Annotated in this window: 19 protein-coding genes; 18 read left to right on the top strand and 1 reads right to left on the bottom strand. The window is 38.0% G+C overall.

Features of this window, described 5'->3' with window-relative positions; translation table 11 throughout:
* Nucleotide 1: 1 nt before the first annotated feature.
* The 18 genes from Ana3638_RS01355 (at nucleotide 2) to Ana3638_RS01275 (ending at nucleotide 18,248) form a co-directional block, all read left to right on the top strand.
* Nucleotides 2–886 carry a carbohydrate ABC transporter permease gene (locus Ana3638_RS01355; protein WP_161836352.1) on the top strand — a complete coding sequence of 295 codons (885 nt, stop codon included), beginning with the start codon at nucleotides 2–4 and terminating at the stop codon, nucleotides 884–886.
* Nucleotides 870–1,727 (top strand): carbohydrate ABC transporter permease, encoded by an 858-nt coding sequence (locus Ana3638_RS01350; RefSeq protein ID WP_161836350.1) that lies wholly within the window; start codon nucleotides 870–872, stop codon nucleotides 1,725–1,727. Before Ana3638_RS01355 ends, Ana3638_RS01350 begins: the two co-directional genes overlap by 17 nt.
* Before the next feature lie 237 nt (nucleotides 1,728–1,964).
* On the top strand, nucleotides 1,965–4,016 hold the full coding sequence (locus Ana3638_RS01345) for a family 10 glycosylhydrolase (RefSeq protein WP_161836348.1): 2,052 nt from the start codon (nucleotides 1,965–1,967) through the stop codon (nucleotides 4,014–4,016).
* 104 nt (nucleotides 4,017–4,120) lie between these two features.
* A complete protein-coding gene (locus Ana3638_RS01340; protein WP_161836346.1) occupies nucleotides 4,121–6,166 on the top strand; it encodes a hypothetical protein in 2,046 nt (681 codons plus the stop codon).
* A 334-nt stretch (nucleotides 6,167–6,500) separates the two neighbouring features.
* Entirely contained in the window at nucleotides 6,501–7,088 is a 588-nt protein-coding gene (locus Ana3638_RS01335; RefSeq protein WP_161836344.1) for an ECF-type riboflavin transporter substrate-binding protein, read from the top strand.
* Nucleotides 7,089–7,097: 9 nt separating this feature from the next.
* A complete protein-coding gene (locus Ana3638_RS25945; RefSeq protein ID WP_330587791.1) occupies nucleotides 7,098–7,658 on the top strand; it encodes an ABC transporter ATP-binding protein in 561 nt (186 codons plus the stop codon).
* On the top strand, nucleotides 7,655–8,818 hold the full coding sequence (locus Ana3638_RS01330; RefSeq protein ID WP_330587789.1) for an ABC transporter ATP-binding protein: 1,164 nt from the start codon (nucleotides 7,655–7,657) through the stop codon (nucleotides 8,816–8,818). Before Ana3638_RS25945 ends, Ana3638_RS01330 begins: the two co-directional genes overlap by 4 nt.
* Nucleotides 8,796–9,650, top strand: coding sequence for an energy-coupling factor transporter transmembrane component T family protein (locus Ana3638_RS01325; RefSeq protein WP_161836342.1), 855 nt, complete (start codon nucleotides 8,796–8,798; stop codon nucleotides 9,648–9,650). The genes Ana3638_RS01330 and Ana3638_RS01325 overlap by 23 nt, the downstream gene beginning before the upstream one ends.
* Nucleotides 9,651–9,705: 55 nt before the next feature.
* The gene (locus Ana3638_RS01320; protein WP_161836340.1) at nucleotides 9,706–11,127 is read left to right on the top strand and encodes a Sapep family Mn(2+)-dependent dipeptidase; all 1,422 of its coding nucleotides are present in this window, start codon (nucleotides 9,706–9,708) and stop codon (nucleotides 11,125–11,127) included.
* A gap of 88 nt (nucleotides 11,128–11,215) precedes the next feature.
* Nucleotides 11,216–12,058, top strand: coding sequence for an SAM hydrolase/SAM-dependent halogenase family protein (locus Ana3638_RS01315; protein WP_161836338.1), 843 nt, complete (start codon nucleotides 11,216–11,218; stop codon nucleotides 12,056–12,058).
* A gap of 369 nt (nucleotides 12,059–12,427) precedes the next feature.
* Nucleotides 12,428–13,864, top strand: coding sequence for an aldehyde dehydrogenase (locus tag Ana3638_RS01310; RefSeq protein WP_161836336.1), 1,437 nt, complete (start codon nucleotides 12,428–12,430; stop codon nucleotides 13,862–13,864).
* A gap of 176 nt (nucleotides 13,865–14,040) precedes the next feature.
* On the top strand, nucleotides 14,041–14,331 hold the full coding sequence (locus Ana3638_RS01305) for a GNAT family N-acetyltransferase (RefSeq protein WP_246240676.1): 291 nt from the start codon (nucleotides 14,041–14,043) through the stop codon (nucleotides 14,329–14,331).
* A gap of 34 nt (nucleotides 14,332–14,365) precedes the next feature.
* A complete protein-coding gene (locus Ana3638_RS01300; protein ID WP_161836334.1) occupies nucleotides 14,366–14,707 on the top strand; it encodes an arsenate reductase family protein in 342 nt (113 codons plus the stop codon).
* A 3-nt stretch (nucleotides 14,708–14,710) separates the two neighbouring features.
* The gene (locus Ana3638_RS01295; protein ID WP_161836332.1) at nucleotides 14,711–15,592 is read left to right on the top strand and encodes a LysR family transcriptional regulator; all 882 of its coding nucleotides are present in this window, start codon (nucleotides 14,711–14,713) and stop codon (nucleotides 15,590–15,592) included.
* 294 nt (nucleotides 15,593–15,886) lie between these two features.
* Entirely contained in the window at nucleotides 15,887–16,399 is a 513-nt protein-coding gene (locus Ana3638_RS01290) for a dCTP deaminase/dUTPase family protein (RefSeq protein WP_161836330.1), read from the top strand.
* Nucleotides 16,400–17,082: 683 nt separating this feature from the next.
* The gene (locus Ana3638_RS01285) at nucleotides 17,083–17,628 is read left to right on the top strand and encodes a TetR/AcrR family transcriptional regulator (protein WP_161840389.1); all 546 of its coding nucleotides are present in this window, start codon (nucleotides 17,083–17,085) and stop codon (nucleotides 17,626–17,628) included.
* A gap of 22 nt (nucleotides 17,629–17,650) precedes the next feature.
* A complete protein-coding gene (locus Ana3638_RS01280; RefSeq protein ID WP_161836328.1) occupies nucleotides 17,651–18,082 on the top strand; it encodes an OsmC family protein in 432 nt (143 codons plus the stop codon).
* Nucleotides 18,083–18,095: 13 nt separating this feature from the next.
* Nucleotides 18,096–18,248, top strand: a complete 153-nt coding sequence (locus Ana3638_RS01275; RefSeq protein WP_161836326.1) for a hypothetical protein — start codon at nucleotides 18,096–18,098, stop codon at nucleotides 18,246–18,248.
* Nucleotides 18,249–18,336: 88 nt separating this feature from the next.
* Here Ana3638_RS01275 and Ana3638_RS01270 read toward each other — a convergent pair whose 3' ends face one another.
* Nucleotides 18,337–19,146: an AraC family transcriptional regulator gene (locus tag Ana3638_RS01270; RefSeq protein WP_161836324.1), complete on the bottom strand. Its 810-nt coding sequence runs from the start codon at nucleotides 19,144–19,146 to the stop codon at nucleotides 18,337–18,339.
* Between the last annotated feature and the right edge of the window lie 239 nt (nucleotides 19,147–19,385).

Below are 19,385 nucleotides of genomic sequence, written 5' to 3'. Positions count from 1 at the left end.
AATGAAACCACATAGATTAAAAAATACATATTTAGAGTTCCTGATTGTCTTGCCGGCACTTATTTTTTATTTGGTATTTGTAATTTATCCGCTATTCGGGGGAATATATTACAGTTTTACTGACTGGAATGGTGTTGACGCAACCTTTAAGCTTATCGGGTTGAAGAATTATTTTACTTTAGCCGGTGATAAGTATGTTATCAGGCCTTTAACGAATACATTTATATATGCATTTCTATCCATGATTTTATTAAATGTTCTGGGACTGGCACTGGCGGTTGGCCTAGACCGTCTTGCCAAAGGAAAGAATGTATTCCGTGCTCTGTTTTTTATTCCTGCGGTATTAAGTTCCCTGGTGGTTGGTTATATCTTCAGCTTCATTTTTTCAGAACCGATATCATCACTTGGTAAATCCTTAGGAATTGAGGTCATGGCAAATAATTTACTGGGAAGTAAACAATTTTCTTTATATATGGGTGTTTTGGTAGGTGCCTGGAAAATGGCCGGCTGGTATATGGTAATATACATTGCAGGTCTTCAGAATATTGACCAGTCCTTATACGAAGCAGCAGATATTGATGGTACTACCGGCTGGAAAAAGTTCCGTTATGTCACTTTTCCATTAATTGCCCCGGCTTTTACGATTAATATGATTCTTTCAGTGGAAAGGGCATTTAAGGAATATGACCTTATGTTCGCATTAACAGGAGGAGGTCCCGGTGGGTCCAGTGAATTGATTTCACTGACTATTTATGGGGAATCCTTTACTAATAAACGAGCGGGATACGGTTCTGCGTTAGGAGTGGTTTTATTTTTAATTATCCTGGCAATTACTCTATTTCAAATGTTCGTATTACGGAGGCGTGAAAATGACATCAACTACTAAAACGAAAAATTTAAGCCGTCGTAAAATAAAAGCTTTGATTATGGAATTGATTATGATTCTGGTGGCCTGTATCATTTTATATCCGTTTTTGATTATGATTTTTGTTTCATTAAAGTCTACGAAAGAAGCACTTTTAAACCCCAATTCATTTCCTTCTGAATTTCATTTTGAAAACTTCCCCAAAGCCTGGGAAATCATGAATTATGACAGGGTATTTGCTAATACATTCTTAATTACAGCTTTTAGTTTATTGGGAATTGTAATAATATCAGGTCTTGCAGGCTATATTATTGCATGGTCCAAACATAAGAAATTTTATAATATTATGTATGTATTTTTCTTATTAGGGATCATGATACCCTTTTATACTGCGTTAGTCCCCTTAGTTAAATTAATGTCGGATATAAAAATGACAAATTCTATTTTTGGTATGATTCTTTATTACTCCGGCAGAAATATACCTATGGCGGTATTTTTATATGTAGGTTTTATCCGCGGAGTATCCGGGGAAATTTTAGAAGCCGGCAAAATTGACGGCGCAAATATTTGGAAACTTTATTGGAGGGTTTTATTCCCTATATTAAAACCGATAACAACGACAATTATAATATTAGATGCATTACATATATGGAACGACTTTTTATTTCCGCGTCTTATGTTAACCAAAACAAATCTGCGTACCATAGCCCTTTCCCAATTCTACTTTACCGGTGAGTACGGCAATAAGTGGGAACTTGCATTTGCAGCATATCTGCTTACTATTCTCCCTATACTTATTCTCTATTTTGTCATGCAGAAAAATATTATAAAAGGTGTTGCTGCCGGAGCGGTGAAGGGATAAACTCAGGCGATAAGCAACGCGGGTTAGCTTTACTTATCGTGGATTTGAGATATGTCCGGACTCAAAGTCCCAATTGTATGTTCCGAAAGGCAAGAACGACATGGGAGGCATGCCGCATCGGCTTGTTTGTAAGGTTGAAAGAAAATATAAAAAATGAAAGGATGCCATATAGAGATTCTTTCAACCTGTTTTAATGTGGCAGTACCGCAAACCGGTTTGCGGTACTAGGTGGGTAAAATGAATGAAGAATTATGGTGGAAAGAACCAAAACGCGTGATACAGTTTAATCTGCTGGTAAAAGATACACCAGGAATGAATCCTGCCCAAATAGCAAAAGAAACAGAAGAGATGGCTTCCAATGTAGTAGTTATGAATGTAGGCGGGATTTATGCCTGGTATGAAAGTAAGGTGAAATACCACCACATAAATGAATACCTGCCTAAAGACAAGGATTTGTTAAAGGATTTAATTTTAGAATTCCATAAAAGGAATATTAAATTTGTTGCACGTTTTGATTTCAGTATCACCGATGATACTACTTATCTGGAAAAACCCCAGTGGTTTGCAAGGCATAAGGATAAGTCCCCTTATTACCGGGGGGAGAAACGTATGGGAAACTGGTCTTTGTTCTTAAATACCTGTGCAACCGGAGGGTATCGCAATGAGGAAGTTGCTGTTCCGGTTATAAATGAAGTCCTTGATAATTATGATATCGATGGTATTTTCTTTAATGCACCTTTTGCTTCTGCCTGTTTCTGCGAAAGATGCCAGGAAAGGTATATAAAGAAATACGGTAAACCAATGCCCGACAGTGAGGCAGAATTTGAAGACGACTGGTTATCCCAGTGCACCAAAGATAATATTGCAGTGATTTACAAGGCTATCAAAGCAAGAAGAGCAGATGTTCCAATGATTTTATATTACAACCCGAATTCCACCATATCAAAATCCTTTGGGCGGTTTGACAGAGACAGTATTTATGACAGATATGAAACAGCCGACCTAATCTGTACGGAATCCCAGAATGTTTTATCCAATGGGGTCAATGGAATTCCGGATACCATACACCCGATCGTTGCCATGAAGTCAGGGCAGACAGAAGACAGCAGTTTAATTCCCTTTGGTATCATCCATTCCTGTCCCGGCATGGATTGGAGACATGTAGGACTTCCGGAAGCGGAATATCTTCCCTGGATGTGTCAGGTTCCGGCCTCACGCGGGGTTATCTGGCATTCTCTTACCGGTTATAATGATACCATTACCGACAAGCGTATTATAAAAGCGGTAACTAAAGTAAATAAGATGATTCAAAAGACAGAGAAAGTTATGAAAGGCGCTGTCAGTAAGGCTGAAGTATTACTGTTAAGCAATGGAACAGCTGCTACAAGGGGATGGGCTGAGGCACTTGTCAAAGCTCATATCCAGTTTGATTTTATGTTTGAGTACCGGATGAATAAAGACCTTATGAAAAAATATCCGGTAGTGATTGCACCGGAAGGTTTTATGGCATACGAGGGTGTATCGGATATGTTAAAGGAATATGTATCGGATGGAGGAAGTTTAATTGCAGAAAATACGGATTATAGCAGCATTGTAAATAACAGTGATCTATTCGGTGTAAAAGAAGATATTAATGTAGGGGAATACCTTTACGCCAGCTATTTACGTTTTGAGGAAGACGGAGTAGCGCTGAAAGCAGGTATGGATACGGACAAGGTTGCATTTCGCGGAGCCGTAAGTTATTGTACCCCAAAGGATGGAGCAAAAACCCTGGCAACTTTAATACCTCCATTTGCACCTTTGGAAGTGGTGGGTGCTCCCCCGGAACGTTCTTCTATCCCAACGCCCTATACGGATATTCCGTTGTGTATTCTAAATACTTATGGAAAAGGAAAAGTCCTGTTTCTTCCATTTTCCTTAAATATGCTGATTACCGAATTTAAGATGCCGGATCATTACCGAATGATTTCCAATGCCTTTGATTTTATGTTGGGCAGAAGAAGAGAACTGGAAGTAAGTGTACCGTCTGCCGTACAAGTTACCATGTATAAGAAAGAAAAGCAGATTTTAGTCCACTTTGTAAATGAAATTGGACAGAGACCCTTAATGGAAAACGTACCTTTCCATGGATTGTCTTTTAGTGTAGAACTGGAGGAATTTCAAATGGTGAAAAATGTTCGTTCCGTTATCGGAGAAGAAAGCGTATCTTTCAGGGCAGCTGGCAAAAGAGTGGAAGTATCGGCTGACAAACTGGAAGTTTGGGATATGTTTTCCATTGATTTAGTATGAATTGTCTCGCAAAAATATGCAGGCAAAAACCTAGAATAAGAGATTTGGGAAAAATAGCAGAATAGCTTTCTTCAGGATATATATCAGGAGGGTATAGTGTTAGTATGATACAGGAAAAGAGTAAAATTAAATTAACCGAGGCAATTAAGTTCGCTTTAGAGGAACTACATAAATCAGATGGCTGTTTAAAAGGGAAGCCGGCAGCCATACTGGAACTTGAGATGGATAAAACGGTTGCCTCTCAGGGATACCGGTTAAACCGCACCGATAATGTAATAACAATATCCGGCGGAGATGAAGCCGGAGTTATGTATGGTATATTGGATCTTGCGAAACATATCAGCCATGAAAAGAGCACGGAGGGTATTACTTTAACAGAAGTAACTCCTTACTTAAAGAACAGGGGAATAAAGTTTAACATTCCCTTGGATGCCAGGACGCCAAGTTATTCCGATGCTGCGGATTCCGCTTCTTATAATATAAAAGATATGTGGGATTTTAGTTTTTGGACGGAATTTCTGGACCGGATGGCATTAAATAAATATAATGTACTGTCTTTATGGACTTTATCCCCATTTCCATCTCTGGTACGGATTCCGGAATATCCGTTGACTGCCCTGGAGGATGTAAAAAGGGCTGCCAGACCCTTTAAAGCAAGTTTAAGCGGATGGGGTATTTATGCTGAGGATTTTGAAAAGAGCCTTGTAACCGTTAAAAGAATCACCATGGATGAAAAGATATCTTACTGGCAGTCCGTTATGGAATATGCGAAAAACCGTTGTATTAAAATTTATATATTCACCTGGAACCTATTTACTTACGGGACAGAGAAAAGTCCTTATGGCATTACCAGCGAGCAGGATAATCCGGTTACAAAAGATTATGTATACTGCGGCACCAAGGCTTTATTAAAGACTTATCCGTTACTGGCGGGCATTGGGGTAACTGCAGGGGAGCATATGTTTGGAGATGATACGGATGTTCCTTTTTTGGCAGAAACCTATGGCAGAGGAGTTAAAGATGTATTAGAAGAACAAAAGGGCAGGGAATTCTGTTTCATCCACAGAATGCAGATGACCCGTTATGACAGCATTATGTCGGAATTTGAAGATTTTCCGTGTCCCTTTGAAATAAGTTTTAAATATTCCCAAGCCCATATGTATTCCAATGCCAAACCTGTCTTTATAAGGGATTTCCTGTTAGAAAAGAAACCAGAGATTAAAATCTGGCTGACTGTGCGCAATGACGATTTTTATATGTACCGCTGGGGTAACCCTGATTTTGCCCGTGAGTACTTAAGCCAGATGCCGGTAGATACTATGACCGGCTATTATATGGGAGCAGATGGCTTTACCTGGGGCAGGGACTATATGGATAAGAGGGACTTATCCCATCCGTTATTTGTGGATAAAATGTGGTATATGTATTTTATTTGGGGACAATTATCCTATAATATCAATTTGCAGGAGGCTTTTTTTAAAGATGAATTAAAACTGCATTTTAAATCAGATGAGGATAATCTTTTATTTGAAACCTGGAAACATGCTTCCGATATTATTCCGGAAGTAAATTGTACCCATTGGCATGATTTTGACTTCCAATGGTATCCGGAAGGCTGCTGTATGTATGAGCCGGAAACAGATAAGCTGGTATTTGCTGATATTAATGAATTTGTATCCTGCATAAGTGTTCCGGGTGGAGAATATGCTTCCGTGTCCGATTACTGCAGGGCAGCGATTAATAATGAAAGTATAGTAGGAATCGATCCGCTTTCAATGGCTGATTCCATATGGAATCATGCGGACAAAACCATGAAAGGGTTAAAGAAGCTTGAAAAAAGCAGAGGAGCCAACCGGGAGCTTAAATTTACCCTGGATGATATGGAAGCCCTTAGTTATTTGGGATTCTATTATTCCCTGAAAATTAAAGCTGCAGTTTCTTTATGTATGTACCGTTTAACAGGCCAAAAAACCTTACAGGAGGAAGCGTCTTCGATACTAAGTGCGGCAAGCGAATACTGGAAGAAATATTCTGCCAAATCCGGGGAAATGTATGTACCTCAGGTACTTACCCGGTTGTGCGGTTATGTGGATGTACAGCGGTTTGATATCCAAACGGAATTGGATGTATTGCTTGCACTGGAAGATTAAGATTAACTGGAAAAAGTTGATGTATTAATAAAAAATTTAATACTAATTGATTTCCTGTAAAAAAAGAACTATTGAAACTGAATTTCAATGGTTCTTTCTTTTGTAATAGGAAATTCAGCAAATTACCCATTTATTGTATTGACAATGCTTTTGCTATGGAATATAATACCAATAATTTAAATCTTGTATTTATATATGAATAATAGGATATAGGCCAAAATATCATAAAAAATTGTAAAGAAGCCGTCATGCCTCAGATAATAAAGCCAGGTTTCTGAGAGATTATGTCATATAAGGATACAGGGTAAAAAAATTAAATACGGAGGAAGAACAAATGAGAGAGAAAAGTGTTTTAAAAACAATTCTTGGTGTATGGAATACCAAGACAGTCGTGGTTATTGCCATTGGTGCCGCATTATTTGGCGTGTTAATGAATTTTGGCGGAATTACAATCTTTACTAACACCAAATTAACAACGGCCATGATCATTCCGGTTATCGTAGGTGCCATGTTTGGTCCGGTACCGGCATTTGTAGCATGTTTAGCAGGCAATACCATTGCAGATTTAATCGGCGGGTGGGGATATTGGTTTGACTGGTCCATTGGTAACGGTGTTTTAGGTTTTATAGTCGGTCTGCTGCCTCTTTACGGAGCTAAAATTAATGATGGTATTTTTAAAATACATCATGCGGTTATTTACGTTATAACCTGCGTGATCGGCAATGCGTTTGCTTTTGGTGTCATAACGCCGTTATTTACCACATTATTTTACGGCGGCGAGCTGGAAGTGACCTTCGTACAGTCCTTAACAGGAGGGATTGCTAATACCCTGGTACTGACTATTATCGGTATTCCCATTCTGATTGCATTTGCAAAACGTAATGCCCGCAATACGAACTTAACCCTGGAAGAGAAAGAGTAGATACATAAAATGAAAAAACCAATAGTTGAATTTAAAGATTTTGGATTTCAATACAAATCACAGACAGGAGCTACACTGCATAATATTAATCTTACCATCTTCCAGGGGGAAAAAGTATTACTTTTAGGACCCAGCGGAAGCGGAAAATCAACCTTGGTAAATTGTATTAATGGATTAAATCCTTTTTCGTACGAAGGAACTATTACTGGCTCATGTAAAATTGCTGGCATTGAATCAAAAAATGCCAGCATTTTTGCATTAAGCAAAATGGTAGGAACCGTACTGCAGGATTCCGATGCACAATTTGTAGGATTGACGGTCGGTGAAGATATTGCATTTGCTTTGGAAAATGACAGCGTACCACGTAATGAGATGTTACCTAAAGTACAAAAGGCAAGTGAAATAGTGGGTATGGAGGACTTTCTCCTACATGTACCTTATGAATTATCAGGAGGGCAGAAGCAGAAGGTAGCCCTTGCAGGGGTCATTCACGATGATGTGGACCTGCTTATTTTTGATGAACCGTTAGCAGCTCTTGATCCCAGAATGGGATGTATGCAGTTGATTTGATTGACCGAATCCATAAAGAACAGGGTAAAACAATTCTTATCATCGAACACCGGCTGGAGGATGTGCTTTACCGGCACGTGGACAGGATAGTCCTTATGAATGACGGCAGGATCGTATTTAACGGAGAACCGGACCATTTATTAGCTTCCGGCTTATTGCCGCAGTATGGAATCCGTGACCCGCTATACATTATGGCTATGAAATACGCAGGATGTGATTTATTGGAAGAGCAGAACCTGTCTGACATTTATAGGATGGATTTGGAACCTTTCAGGGAGAAGCTGGTCCAACAGCAGAAACTGGAATGGAAGAACTATGTGCCGGAGCTTGGAGATGAAATACTTAAGGTACAGGAGGTTTCTTATTCTTATGGAAATCAGGAGGTATTAAAAGATATTTCATTTTCCGTTAAAAAAGGAGAAAAGCTTGCTTTCGTAGGAAAGAACGGCGCCGGGAAAAGTACTATGGCAAAATTAATCTGCGGAATTATAAGGCCGTCGAAAGGGAAGATATTTATTAAAAACCAGGATTATCTAAAGTTATCTATTAAGGAAATCGGTAAAAAAATCGGATATGTAATGCAAAACCCTAATCAAATGCTGGTTAAAAATATAATTAAAGAGGAAGTGGAACTGGCTTTAACCCTCCGGGGGAAAAGCAAGGAAGAGATTGATGAGACGGTTAAGAAAACACTGAAAATGTGCGGACTTTACGGTATGAGAAATTGGCCGGTATCCGCAGTCAGCTATGGGCAAAGAAAGAGAATTACCATTGCTTCTATTCTGGTATTACAGCCGGAAGTAATTATTTTGGATGAACCGACAGCCGGACAGGATTATTTTCATTATACGGAGATCATGAATTTTCTTGATGAATTAAACGAGAAATATGGTATTACGGTCCTGTTCATTACCCATGATATGCATCTGGCCATTCAATACACGGACCGGGCAGTAGTATTTGCTGAAGGGGAGCTGATTGCAGATGATTCGGTTTATAAAGTACTCTCGGATAATTTAGTAATTGAAAAGGCAAATTTAAAACAGACTTCCCTGTATACTTTAGCCAAACGTCTGGGTTTTAATCCGGAAGAATATATTGAGCATTTTATTGCATATGAAAGGATGAAAAAAGAGCATGAACAATCAACTCCTGATTAATCTCATACCCGGTGATACCTGGCTGCATAAATTGACCGGAAAAACCAAAGTGCGCACTTTTATCATTCTTCTGGTCTATATTATCATGTCCTTTGATATACGCCTTTTACTGCCTTTATTTATTATCAGCCTGATCGGACTGACATCTTTGAAACCGAAATGGAAAACTCTAAAATATTTTTTTATCATAGCTTTTATCATGAATTCCATAAATATTATATTATATTGGCTGGTAAAACCATATTGCGGCAGTGACTGGTGCGGTGGCAGCAATACCGTCCTCGTGCAGTTTACACAGAGATATTATATTTCAGCCGAAAGTATCTGGTATTTATCCATACGGTTTTTTAAGATGATGACATCCTTAGTAGTGTCCATGGCTTTTATATTATCCATTACTCCCTCCGAACTGGCAGCAGGTTTGTATTCTGTCAAGGTTCCTTATAAAATCTGCACCATATTCTCCATTGCATTTCGTTATATTCCGGATATCGGGAGGGATTTTGAAAACATCAAAGTATCCATGCAGGTAAGGGGAGTTGAGCTGGATCCGAAAAAAGCTTCCGTTATGACCAGGCTTAAGCAAAATGTGCTTATTCTCGTACCCCTTATTATTACCTCCTTTGACAGGGTCGGTAACATTGCGAATGCCATGGACTTAAGAGGTTATGGTAAGGGGAAAACCAGGACCTATTACAGCGAAAGAGAAGAAGAGAAAGCAGATAAGTTTATGAAAATAATCTATTACTTTCTGCTGGTTTTCTGTATCTATTGGATTATTACACAGAATATTATGCCGCAGCCATATAAGATGTGGTATCCCTTTTCATAAAACGGTATTTGATAATAAAAGCTGTAAGGAGGGGAAACAGATAGAAAAATTTAATATGCAAAATGTATTTCAAACTGATAAGTCCCGGAACCTGGAACAACATAAAGATATTTTTGAAAGTATGGAGATTTCTCCATACTTTCAAATCATGATTAAGGGAATTTCCGAACTGGTTAAAATTCCAACATTATATGATGAAACTGCCATATCGCCATCCGAACCTTATGGAAAAAAGGTATCTGAAGGTTTGGAGTGGATAAAAAAAACAGCATTAAAAGATGGTTTTGAGATTTTAGAATTTGACGGACATGTTTTGGCAATCAGAATAAAAGGCACCAGTTCCGGAAAACGTATTGATGTGGTATCCCATGTGGATGTAGTGGAACCGGGAGAAGGATGGAACCATAATCCTTTTAAGGGTGATATCCAAAACGGATACATCTATGGAAGAGGAACCCAGGATATGAAGGGCCCGCTTATGGTAACCTATTATGCCTTAAAATACATAAAAGATCATAACCTGCAAGGTAAAAATGAGATACGTATTGTAATTGGCAGCGACGAAGAACGAACCATGGGTGATATGCGGTATTATATAACAAAGGCAGGCGAACCGGATTTTGCATTTACTCCCGATGGTAAATTCCCTTTATCTTACGGTGAAAAGGGTGCACTTATGTGGCATATACAAGCCAGTATGGATACCTGTATCGTAAAACTTGCCGGAGGGGTCCAGTGTAATGTAGTCAGTCCTTCCGCCGTTGCTTTTTTAGATGGGAGTGAAAAAGTAGAAAACTACCGGAAAGAACTGCTTAATTCCGGATATCGTGGTGAAATTAGTATCGAAGGGGAACTACTTAAGATTACTGTTCATGGGAGGGCTGCACATGCCGGAAGGCCATCGGACGGCTGTAACGCAACGGTTCAATTACTGGATTTAATTCAGAGAGTGAGCCAGGATTCTCTGGCGGTTATGCTTTATCATTGTTTTTCGGATCCCTATGGTACAGGTGCGGGTATTTATTATGATATGGAATCCATGGGTAAATTAACATTAAATCTAGGGATTTTAATAATAGAAAACCATACCGTAACAGCTGATATAGACTGCCGTTATCCCTATGGGACTGATTCATTTTATTTGACGCAAAAGTTAAAAGAAGCATTAGAACCTTTTTCCGTTGAACTTAAATATGATGATAAACCTACAATAACGGATATTTCATCTCCCTATGTGCAAACACTTTTAACTACCTACCGGAGAATAACAGGAGATACGAATGCAGAACCTATGGTAAGCAGCGGGGTGACTTACAGTAAGGCAATCAGGAATTGCGTTGCGTTTGGGCCTATGAAAGAAGACGAGCTGTTATTAGCACATCAGGCGGATGAGAAAATCGAAATAAATAAAATAAAACAATTATTTATGGTATATACCGAAGCTATGTATCGCCTATCCAATTTGCAGGAAAGCTAGAGAAAAGCTATATAAAATATAACCAGATTTTTGGATATAATGTGATTAGCCGGCGTAAGATAATTTGATTTAGAAAGGATTAGTTAAAATGAATGAAAAACCTATATTAGTATTTCAGACAGATTTTACTTATAAGGAGGGAGCTGTTTGTTCCATGTACGGCGTGGTGAAATCTGTTGACCGCTCTTTGGAAATATTTGATGGAACCCATGAAATACCTCATTTTGATACCTGGAGTGCTTCTTACCGTCTATACCAATCTATGCGTTTTTGGCCAAAAGGAACCATATTTGTTTCCGTAGTTGACCCGGGAGTAGGAACGGCAAGAAAAGCCTGTGCTGCAAAAACTGCTGACGGGTATGTTGTTGTAACCCCTGATAACGGAGCTTTAACTCATTTAAAAAAATACGTAGGGATAGAAGAAGTAAGGGAAATTGATGAATCAGTTAACAGATTGCAATCAACAGTTGGAACCAGTATTTTTCACGGCCGAGACTTATTCGGATATTGTGCTGCCAGATTGGCCAGCGGTATTATTACTTATGAAGAGGTCGGGCCGTCTTATCCGGTGGAGGAAATTGTGATCCACAAAATTCATGAACCGAAGTTAGAAAGGGAAAAGGCTGAGGGTATATTTGAAATCTGTGATCCGAATTTTGGTAACCTGTGGAGTAATATCCCCGTGGAGGAATTTTTAAATAATGGTTTTAAGTACGGTGATCTGTTAAATGTAACAATATATCATGTGGATAAACTGGTTTATCAGGAAAAAGTTCCTTTTGCTAAATCCTTTGGGTTTGTGAAACCTGGTGAAGCCGTTGTTTATACCAATGAGCTGATGAAAGTGGCTGTTGCAATCAGCATGGGCAACTTCCGTGAAACTTACCAGGTAGATTTCGGGCAGGATTGGACATTAAAAATAGAAAAATAAACAGAGGATTTTGGTGTACATAATTTTCTTAAGGATAATCTCAATATTACCTTGCATTTATAATTCAGACATCTTAAAATAAAGAAATAGGAGGTAGTGTGAATTATTGAAAGGTATAATTCACACACATGTTTGTGCCTGCGAAATCCTCGGCCCAAACATGAGGCGCGTTGGAAATAACATGGCGGTTAGTGTGAATAGTCTCGCCAACAACATGCGAGCCATTAAAAGAATAGCAAAAGACGCTATTCTTCACGATTTTTGCCCAAAGAGCATGGGCGTTAGTGTGAAAAATAAATTTTTCACACGGCAAATTTAATGCTGACGCCCAAATTCGCGGGTATCGGCAGCATGGAGGTTTTATAAGCAATGACGGTTCAGGAAATTCTAATAAGGCAAAGAGAATATTTTAATACCGGTTCAACCAAATCGGTTTCTTTTCGAAAGAATGCACTGAAAAAACTAAGGATGGCAATCATTAATAACGAGAACCAAATTGCAGAGGCACTTAAGAAAGATTTAAACAAATCCGGATTCGAAAGTTATATGACGGAAATCGGAATTGTTTTAGATGAAATCAAAACATTTATAAACCATCTGTCAAAATGGGCAGCTGCCAGGCATGTTAAAACTCCTATGGCTCAATTTTACGGCAGAAGTTTTATTTTACCTGAGCCTTATGGCGTTGTTTTAATAATGTCCCCCTGGAATTATCCGTTCCAGCTTAGTATTGCTCCTCTCATAGGGGCTATAGCAGCAGGAAATTGCGTTGTTCTTAAACCGTCGGCTTATGCTCCGAATGTATCCCAGGTTATGGCAGATCTTCTTACCGGATGTTTTCCGTCTAAATACGTTACGGTAATACAGGGAGGCAGAAAAGAAAATACTGAGTTATTAGACCAGAAATTCGATTACATTTTCTTTACCGGAGGAGTAGAGGTCGGAAAACTGGTTATGGAGAAAGCAGCGAAACATTTAACGCCTATCAGCCTGGAACTTGGCGGAAAAAGTCCCTGTATCGTTGACAAATCAGCGAATCTGGATTTAGCCGCAAAAAGAATTGCTTTTGGTAAATTTATTAACTCCGGGCAGACCTGTGTGGCCCCGGATTATTTGTATGTACAAGAAGATATAAAAGAAAAGCTTGTAAAATACCTTAAAAAATATATAAGGGAATTTTTTGGTGAAAATCCTTTGGATAACCCTGATTACCCCAAAATCATAAATGAAAAGCACTATAACAGAATTATTGGATTAATGGAGGGTGAAAACATTCTTACCGGCGGTTATGGTATTATAAAGAATTCCCAAGATAACAAAAATTCTGAAGATACGGATTATTCTGATACAACCGATAGAGTGGGTAAAGTGTATCAGATTGCTCCGACTATATTGGATGGAATTAATCCGGAATCTAAAATAATGCAGGAAGAAATATTCGGTCCCGTTCTTCCGGTTATGACTTTTAGGAATATAAAAGAAGTAACAGGTTATGTAAACAGTAAACCAAAACCATTAGCTTTATATCTGTTTACCACGGATAAAAAAGCGGAGCAATATATTTTAAAAAATGTCCCATTTGGAGGCGGATGTATTAATGATACCATAATACATCTGGCGACCCCGTATATGGGATTTGGCGGAGTAGGTGAAAGCGGGATGGGAAGTTATCATGGTAAATACAGTTTTGAAACATTCAGCCATATGAAAAGTATAATAAAAAAGGCAAACTGGATTGATCTTCCTATGCGTTATCACCCTTATACCAAAAAAAATGAGAAATTAATCCGATATTTTTTAAAGTAAAGGATTTAGCGAGTCAGATGTATGTTTTTATCAAAAATCTATATATTAATTATGCAGGCGTATCACATTATCCATTTCAAAGCTGAAATTGATAGCTGGAAACAAGTATAATTGATGGTTTATACAGAAAATTATATTGTTTTATCTAAATCAGGTATCAAGCGAAAGGAGTAATTATGGAATTAGAAATGAAACATGAAAGTAACCGAATATATCTTAACGATGAGAATGGCAATATGATTGCAGAAGTAACCTTTCCGGCTATTTCAGAAAATGCGGTGAACATTGACCATACTTATGTGGATGATTCATTAAGAGGTCAGGGAATTGCAGGAAAATTAATGGAGGAAGTAGTAAAACAGTTAAAAGAAGAAAATAAGAAAGCAAATCTTACCTGTTCCTATGCCGTAAAATGGTTTGAAAAAAATATACAGTACAGAGATTTGCTATTAAGTAAGGATTACTAAACAACTTTTTAGAACTGGTGAATTAGGAGCGGTGATGAATATACAAATATTTGGTAAATCAAAATGCTTTGATACAAAAAAGGCAGAACGTTATTTTAAAGAAAGAAGGATTAAATATCAGCTTATTGATCTGGGGAAATACGGTATGAGCCTGGGGGAATATAAAAGTGTTAAAGCAGCTATCGGCGGATTAAGTAAGCTGATGGATGAAACCTCCAAAGAATATGAAGAAAACTTTGTGAAATATTTGTCGGATGAAACGGATAAAGAAGAGAAACTTTTAGAACATCCCCGAATGTTTCAGACTCCCATTGTAAGGAACGGAAAGCTGGCAACAGTTGGATATAGGCCGGAAATCTGGAAAGATTGGGTTTAATACATGAATATGAATCTTGAGTATTATAAAATATTCTATTACGTTGCTAAATTCGGAAGTTTTACAGGGGCAGCAGAAGAGTTATGTATATCTCAGCCCGCTGTAAGCCAGGGCATTAAGTTGTTAGAAACTAATTTAGGCAGTAATCTCTTTATCCGTACCCAGAAAGGAGTTAAACTTACACCGGAAGGTGAAGTTTTATACTCCTACATAGCGAGAGGTTATGAAACAATACTTCTTGGCGAAACGAAATTTAAAAAGATGATCGATTTGGAAAATGGTGAAATCCGTATTGGTGCCAGTGATATGACACTTCAATTTTATCTGCTTTCTTTTCTGGAAGCCTTTCATATGAAGTATCCGGGAATTAAAGTAACGGTTACCAATGCACCGACACCTGAAACATTGGAATATTTGTATGAAGGCAAGATAGATTTTGGAGTTGTCAGTGCACCGTTTCAGGCAAAAGCAGAAATCAATGCCAGGGAAGTGAAAGAAATACGGGATATATTTGTTGCAGGCAGCAGATTTAAAAACCTGAGAGATAAGACCCTTGAATATGCAGATTTGGAAAAATTGCCGATTATTTGCCTGGAGCGAAATACAAGTACCAGAAGGTACATTGATGAAATACTAAAAAACAACGGAGTAATATTGCAACCAGAATTTGAATTGGCAACCAGTGATATGATAGTACAATTTACTTTAAGAAATCTTGGGATTGGTTCCGTGGTCAGAGATTTTGCAGAAAAATTCATAAGAAGCGGAGAGCTTTTTGAATTAAAGTTTAAAAGACAAATACCGGCGAGAAATTTTTGTATTATTACCAGTGACAAAAACCCTGTTTCAACCGCAGCCAGAGAATTGCTGGATATGATGAAATAATAGTATAAAGGGTTAGAAAGTTACGCAAGTATACTTGCGAAATGCAAGAGGGGGGTAATATGAGCGAATGGTTTACAACAGAGCAGAAACTTTATACGCATTTACAAACAGGGATTATTAAAGCAGGGCAGCGGCATCTTCAGATTTAAAGAATTTAATATAGAGCTGTGATTATAGATTGCTATAAAAATTCTGTTTTGAATTCATACTGAATTTTAGTAATGAAAAAGGCACTATTAAAACTACGAATAGAGAAAGGAATGCAGAACAGATTTATTATGCATGGGTATTAAGATGAAACGAATAGCAAAATTTCATAAAGTGAGTTTAGAACAATTTATTAAAGATTGGTTGGATACTTTTTCTAATACGGATGAGGAATCAATGAAAAAGATCTATGAAGAAATAAAATTACCCAAACGTGCGACAACAGGGTCTGCAGGTTATGATTTTTACACTCCCTTATCTTTTAACTTAGCACCAGGAGAGACAATTAAGATACCCACCGGAATCCGGGTAGAAATGGAGGAAAACTGGGTATTAAAGTGTTATCCCAGAAGCGGCCTTGGATTTAAATTCCGTCTCCAGATGAATAATACGGTTGGCATTATTGACAGCGATTATTTTAATTCGGATAATGAGGGGCATATATTTGCAAAGATTACAAATGATTCGAATGAAGGTAAAACGATAGAGCTTCAGGCAGGTACCGGATTTATGCAGGGAATCTTTGTAGAATACGGTATAACCGTTGATGATGAAGTGGAAGAGAAAAGAAACGGAGGATTCGGAAGTACTACAAAATAAAGACGGATGACCGTCACGGTTAGGTGGCGGCCCCTCACTTAACAGATATAAAGCATTTTGGCGCATGAAAGGCCCTCTAATCGCATAACTGCCATTGGAAGGCCTTTTTCTTTATTGAGCACACGCATATTTCAGGGTTTCTTCGCAGTGTATTTCCAACGAATGCTTTTTGGCACCTACAATGCCAATCTTTTTCATATACCTTATTGCTCCTGTCCTATTCATGTTGCAATAACTCCGACAAATCTCCCTCTAATACCATTTCCTGTTCGTTCCGTTCCAGATCACGATATAAACGATATGAATAATGAACAAACATATAAATTTAATGATAATATTCGTGAAGTAATGAAGATGGATTTTCCGAATGAAATGCCCGTTTTAAGAATACTTTCTTCTGAAACTGAAAAAAGCTAAAAGATGATATTTTGAATAATCATCTTAACAAATTAGGTCTTAATGCAAAATCCATTACGCTTGAAGGCAACCCCTTTATTTATCATATGACTGTTGCGGATATTGCAAAAGGAACATTTTCTTAATCCAATAAAGTAGTATTGTTAATTATGTCAATGTGGGTTGGATTGTAAGAGGTGGCAATGCTTCCAACTTTTTTTATTGACAAGTTAAATTGGTTGAAGTATAATTCTATATATCGATAGATATATAGGAGGTGAAATTCTATAAAAGACAAAATAACATACCATGCGCTCCGGCTCTTTGACCAGCATGGATTTCACGGTGCTACTTTAAGGGATATTTATACGGCGGCAGGCTGTAAAATGCCGACAATTTATTATTACTTTGAAAACAAAGAGGATTTGTTTGATAAAGTCGTTCGTGTTCAATTTGAGGAATTGATTGAGCGGCTTGGAAATGAAATCCCAAAGGATTTATCGTTTGAAGAGGCATGTGTTTATAGGATTAAGCAAAAGAAAATCCTTTCGGAGAATGACAGACTTGTATATCGTTTAGCGATAAAGACTTGGCTTGGCTTCGAAGGATGCGAAATGTCACGTCAGAAACTGCTTCTTTGGGAACAAGAACGGTATCATCAAAACAGAGTGGAATATGCTGAGATAACATCCTCTATGTTGTGGATCAAATTTATTACCCGCTCCATAACCAATATGATTCAGCGTATTTTGTTACTTGACGAAAATCCCACAGATGAAGAAATACGGGAAGAAATCTCTATGATTCTTGAAGTTGCATCTCAAAAAAAATAATATTTGAAAGGAACCACGTAAAATGAGTAATGATTTTTTGGAGATTAATTTGAAATCCATAGACAACAAGGTGAAATTTTCCGCTACATCACGTTCTAACCCGGAAGTGGTAATTGATTATTTCCCGCCATTTGGTACAGGAGAAGGATATACGTCACTTGAACTCTTACTGTTTAGCTTTTCATCCTGTGTCTGCTCAACCATGGCAATTATCCTGAGAAACCAAATGCAGAGAAATATATCATCTTTACACGCAAAAGCAAAAGGATATGTCAAGGAAGAACATCCAAAGGCCTTATCAAAAATTGAACTTGAATTGTTTATTGAATCGTCGGATACACAGGAAACGGATGTGGAAAAAACGCTTGTGGCTTTGGAAAACAAATTATGTCCAGTTTGGGCTATGATAAAAGGCAATGTCCTTGTAGAAACAAAGTTTTCGATTATAGGATAAAGGTGGCGGCATCATGGCCTTAGAGAAAGCATTTATTTCCAATAAAAATAAAATGAACCCAAAGCATATTGCTTATCATCAGCCATATGAGTATGGCAAATATGAGGTGACGACTGCCGAGCAGGGCACCGTTTTCTATAAAAATAGATTACGGAGGGTGTATTAATTGCACCCTTTTTTCGGCAGACGGCGGTACAAGGAGAGTGCCACCGTGTTAGTTTTCGCTATTGTACGTCAACAATAATTCATCCCAATCAATGGTGCAGCTGACGAAACTCCAATGGAGTACAACCGGTTATATTTTTGAACATTGCGATAAAATGGCTTGTATCATGATAACCCACAAAAAAGCTTATTTGACTGATTGCCAGATCCGTGCGGTTTGCCAGAAGCTCCTTTGCTTTGCTCATTCGGTAATTTGTCAAATACAGGTATGTCCCGCAGCCAAGAAAACGTTTAAATAGCCGGGAAAGGTATTGCGGCGATACATAAACCGTATTAGCGAGTTTTTGAATCGTGATATCCTGATTATATTTTGTTTCAATTTCTTTTATTACCGGCGCAACATATCGTATGTAAAGGGGTTGGTCCAGGTATTCCAGATAATCCCGAAAACAGTTAATATTCATGAGGAAAGCATAGCAATCAATGGACAGCTGAACTGGATTTATCTGTCCCGTTTCGTGCAAGGATATGATATTGTCAATCCAACCCTGGGATGAAAACGCGGTGTTGTCCGCTACCGGAATATAACGCTCATTTCCCACTATTTTACTTATATCAGCCTCCAGCTTTCCTGAAAAGGTTACAAAGGAAGTTTTCCATACCGCCTCATTTGCATGGTAGGAATGGGGAACAAAGGGCGCAATCAAAAGACCTGTCCCTTTGGTCAGGTGCAGATGATTCTCATCGATGATGGCTTCCCCGGCTCCCTGTTCCGTCTGCAGCCAATGATAATGGGGAAAACCATTGGGGCGTTTTATACTTTCCTGATTCCAGCGGTTACCTATGCTGTCAACGGTGAGAGGAAGTTCCTGAGAGGATAGGTCAAAGTAAATTGGCATATTCTATCTCCCTGTTTCAAAATGTTATATTATTTAGTCTAACATATTATACATTTTTTTGATAGCAGCATTTATAATATAATCAAACGATTTAAGCAATTGCGAAACTATATAGTTTTCTGAATATACCATACAATTGATACGAATTTCAGAGCTTCAGTTGCCCTATGGGCAAAATTCAGCTCTGAAATTGTATTAATTGCATGGTATATAGATACAATATGTGAGTTTCGCAATTA

Source organism: Anaerocolumna sedimenticola, assembly GCF_009931695.1.
In the GTDB taxonomy this organism is placed as follows: Bacteria; Bacillota; Clostridia; order Lachnospirales; family Lachnospiraceae; genus Anaerocolumna; species Anaerocolumna sedimenticola.
This window is presented reverse-complemented; position numbering and strand designations above follow the sequence as displayed.